This is a genomic window from Rhabdochromatium marinum (assembly GCF_016583795.1).
Lineage (GTDB): Bacteria > Pseudomonadota > Gammaproteobacteria > Chromatiales > Chromatiaceae > Rhabdochromatium > Rhabdochromatium marinum.
Genome location: NZ_NRRS01000131.1, coordinates 1 through 3,616, shown reverse-complemented (window position 1 = coordinate 3,616; position 3,616 = coordinate 1). Strand labels below are relative to the sequence as shown.

Below are 3,616 nucleotides of genomic sequence, written 5' to 3'. Positions count from 1 at the left end.
CTGTACCATAACCCGATCAATGAGCTCCCCGAGACCCAGCTCGTCGTACATTCCCGCTACCAATCCCAGGTGTTCGAGCGCTTGGCTGCTGTAATGCTGTGGACTGGCCTTTGAGCCAGTTTCGATGTACATGCCCAGCCTGCTTCCCCCTGAATGTTTGCGATAAACGCAAGGATAGATGAGTTGAAAGAAAATCTGTCGGTGGCGTGAGCGGGTGCGGAATGTCGGCTTTACCAAAGAGGAGCCACCTCTTGTTCCTCGCGCAAGAGGTCCTCGAAGCACTTCTCGGCGACCTCAAGGCGGATTGTCTGAAGGCGGAACGGCTTCAATCTCAACCGACGGACGGCCAGCGACGAACAGACCATGGAGGTATGAACGATGCAGGTTCGACTTCACAAAAACGCCCACACCACCGGCCGTGCGCGAGGAACTGCGTGCCTCGACGTTGCCCAACAAAGCGCTGGCCCGCCAATGTGGAATTTATCTCCCCACGGTCGCGAAATGGCGCGGGCGTGAAGTGAGTCCACCAAGGATGCTTCTCATCGACCCAAGCGCCTGCAAACCCACCTGACGCCAGCGCAGGAGGCGATCGTGGTGGAACTGCGCAAAACCTTGCTGCTGCCCCTTGATGATCTGCTGGCGGTCACCAAGGAATTGATCAACGAGGCCGTCTCACGCTCGGGCCTAGATCGCTGTCTGCGCCGCCATGAGGCCTCCAACCTGAAGACGCTCAAGCCCGTTGAGGAGGGCAACCAAAAAGGCGTTCAAGGATGACGAGCCCGGCTTTGTCCATGTCAATATCAAGTCCCTGCCCCAGATGCCTGATGAAACGGCGCGCCAGTATCTGTTCGTCGCCATCGACCGCGCCACCCGCTGGGTCTCTGTCACCACATCCCTCAACGCGCCCTCGGTCATGTCGCCCCGGTTCAGGCTTTGAAACAATGGTATGAAAAGCAGCCAAACCTATTCGTAAAACGACCTAATAATCTTCCGGGACTTGACATCATGGGTGTCTCAATATGTCATTCGTCAAATACCATGCGGGCCCAACTCACGACCAAAGTCTGAGCGCTTGACGGCTCCAGCTTGACCGATGCTTACATCTGAAACTGCGCGACCTCTCCTTCCAACTGGGCGGCCAGCTTCGCGAGCTCTCCAGCGGCGGCGGCTATCTGCTGCGCGCCATTGCCGGTTTCCATCGATCGCTCTTTAATGTCCACAGCGCGCTGACTGACTTCCCTTGCTGCGGCGTTTTGCTGCTCAGCGGCACTGGCAATCTGTGCAGTCATATCAGTGACGCTTTGCATAGCAGACTTGATATTTTTGAGAGTTTCTTTTACCTCAGTGGTTCTCCCTACGATCTTCTCAGCCCGCTGTTGACCATTGGTCATCAACTGAACCGAAGCCTGGGCGCCAGTTTGCACTTTTACAATCATAGCCTCAATTTCGGCGGTAGAGTGTTGAGTGTTTTGTGCTAAAGAGCGCACTTCATCAGCAACAACCGCAAAGCCTCGCCCTTGCTCACCCGCTCGAGCCGCCTCGATTGCGGCATTGAGAGCCAGTAGATTCGTCTGCTCGGCAATATTTTTGATAACGTCAAGAATACTAGAGATATTTTCTGCACTTCCTGCCAAGTCTTTCGCGACTGCAGAGGCGCCGTCGAGATCCACCGATAGCTGCTGTAGCTCAGCAGCCGTCTCCTCTGCTTGGTGATTCCCCTGATCCACCAATTGCCGCGATTGCTCAGCGGAATCCGCCGCGACTGTGGTGTTACGAGCGACTGCAGCCGTAGAAGCTTCCAGTTGCTCAATGGCAATCACAACTTGGTCCGTGGCGCTGGTTTGATCATGGACATTCTGGTTTGTCTGATGTGTGATCGCGGCCAGTTCCTCTGCCGCAGCACTCTGCGAACTTGATGCCTCAGATATTCGTATCAGCATGCTACGCAGCCGTTCCGTCATGTCCCGCATTGCGCAATAGATGCCAGTTTCCTTCCCGGTATTTGTCAAGCGCCAACTGAGGTCGCCGTTTGCTAAACCGCGAGACAGCTCTGCCATCTCATTCGGTTCACCACCTATCTGTCGGCGCACGCTATTGGAAATAAGAACACCGAAAAACACCACCACGAGCGTGGACACGACGGCACTGAATATCGCCAAACCGATGGTCTGCGAAGCGATTTTCTTAGCCTTACTTAACCTTTGTTCGATAAGCCCCTGCTCTTCTTCGATGAACTCATCGATCTCAGCTCGGATGGCGTCCATATAGCGTTTACCTTCGCCTTTTTGAAAGGTCAACTCCACTTCACTCAGATCTGCCATCTCCCCATTTATCGAATCAACCGGAGCTTCTCGGCGCAAGTTGATGAGCCGTTCAGCCACCTGCGTCCGCCAACGCTCTTGCATCTGCTCTATTTCCTGAAGCCGTTCAACCTGGCGGGGATTGTCGCTGACCGCCTGCTTAAGCTCCGTTATGATATCGGTGAAGTGCTTTTTACCAACCGTATAGGGCTCCAAGAAATCCTCACTACCAGCGACTAAAAAGCCGCGCATCCCAGTTTCCATATTAACCATACTACCGAGCACGAGCCGACCCTTGTCAATCACTCGGTAGGTATGGTCCACCCAATGGTGGGCGCTGATCAAAGCGTTGACATTGCTGTAAACCACCACAGCGATTGCAACGATTGCGACAACCGGCGTGGCGAAGCCAAGAATTAATTTGCTGCGTAGTTTCAAATTTTCTAACATTGGTAGCCCACTAGTCTATAGGATTTCAGCGGTTTTAAGTAACGATTTAATAATTAGTCATACAGCTTATGCATGGAATCCATTCGCATCCACAACGTAATTCCATCCACCCAGAACCTGATCATGGCGAATGAATTGCTCTTTGATGTCGCGGAACGTATCGTAACAGGCGCGACCGATCTCAGAGCAGCGATCAAGGATTTGACCGACCACGCGCAGACCGGTGTTCGTTCGGGTTTGCTCGAGAGTCGAGAGCGCCTTCTGCGGGGTCTCTAAGGATCACGCCGCGCCAGCGCCGTTCGATCTGGCTGAACAGGCGATGCTCGATGGGATTCCACTTGGGGTGTAGGGCAAATAGTGGGCAATGCGCAAGCGCAGGTCAAGCTGCGCGGACAAGGTGATGAGATCTTCTTTGAAGCGCAGAGAGCGGAGCGTGCGGCGTTGGCGCCACCGCAATCGAACAACAACACGATCTCCGTGGCGTGGGGATAGAGGGTCTTGAACAACGCAATCCAGGCCAGCGCGATGGCCTCACAGACAAAGGCACTGGTCTCGCGCGAGGTGCCCAGGGTCATCGAGATTGCGCACGCACTCGTAGACCCCGTGCGGCACTAACATCCCCTCGGCCAAATGGTGCTGTGACCAAGTGTCGGCTATTTAGGCACTGCCAGACAAAAGGGGCGGAAACAGATAAGCTGAAGCTAAAGCCATAGCAACCTGCCCTCTACCCGTCATTCCGCCCCCCCTCAGCCGCTTCCAGAATATAACGCCACATACCGCCATCCCAGCAGTTCAAGTAAGGCGTGGTGGTGGTGTTGCATATTTAGCACGAGCGGCCTGACCTGGGCAATGACCAGCACATGGAT

General features: G+C 54.5%; 3 protein-coding genes and 2 pseudogenes. 2 read left to right on the top strand and 3 right to left on the bottom strand.

Features of this window, described 5'->3' with window-relative positions:
• The coding region (locus CKO36_RS20580) for a DUF4277 domain-containing protein (RefSeq protein WP_200286402.1) at positions 1-132 on the bottom strand (132 nt) is incomplete at its 3' end.
• A 246-nt stretch (positions 133-378) separates the two neighbouring features.
• Between CKO36_RS20580 and CKO36_RS18600 the strand changes: the two are divergent.
• Positions 379-886, top strand: a pseudogene (locus tag CKO36_RS18600) (transposase family protein); the annotation flags it as partial.
• A 211-nt stretch (positions 887-1,097) separates the two neighbouring features.
• Here CKO36_RS18600 and CKO36_RS18595 read toward each other — a convergent pair.
• Complete coding sequence (locus tag CKO36_RS18595; RefSeq protein ID WP_200286401.1) at positions 1,098-2,750, bottom strand: methyl-accepting chemotaxis protein; 1,653 nt, start codon at positions 2,748-2,750, stop codon at positions 1,098-1,100.
• Positions 2,751-2,822: 72 nt separating this feature from the next.
• On the opposite strand from CKO36_RS18595, the gene CKO36_RS19990 reads away from it, so the two are divergent.
• Positions 2,823-3,026, top strand: coding sequence for a hypothetical protein (locus CKO36_RS19990; RefSeq protein WP_242469736.1), 204 nt, complete (start codon positions 2,823-2,825; stop codon positions 3,024-3,026).
• Positions 3,027-3,232: 206 nt separating this feature from the next.
• Here CKO36_RS19990 and CKO36_RS20195 read toward each other — a convergent pair.
• A pseudogene (locus CKO36_RS20195) lies at positions 3,233-3,325 on the bottom strand (hypothetical protein); the annotation flags it as partial.
• Positions 3,326-3,616: the final 291 nt, after the last annotated feature.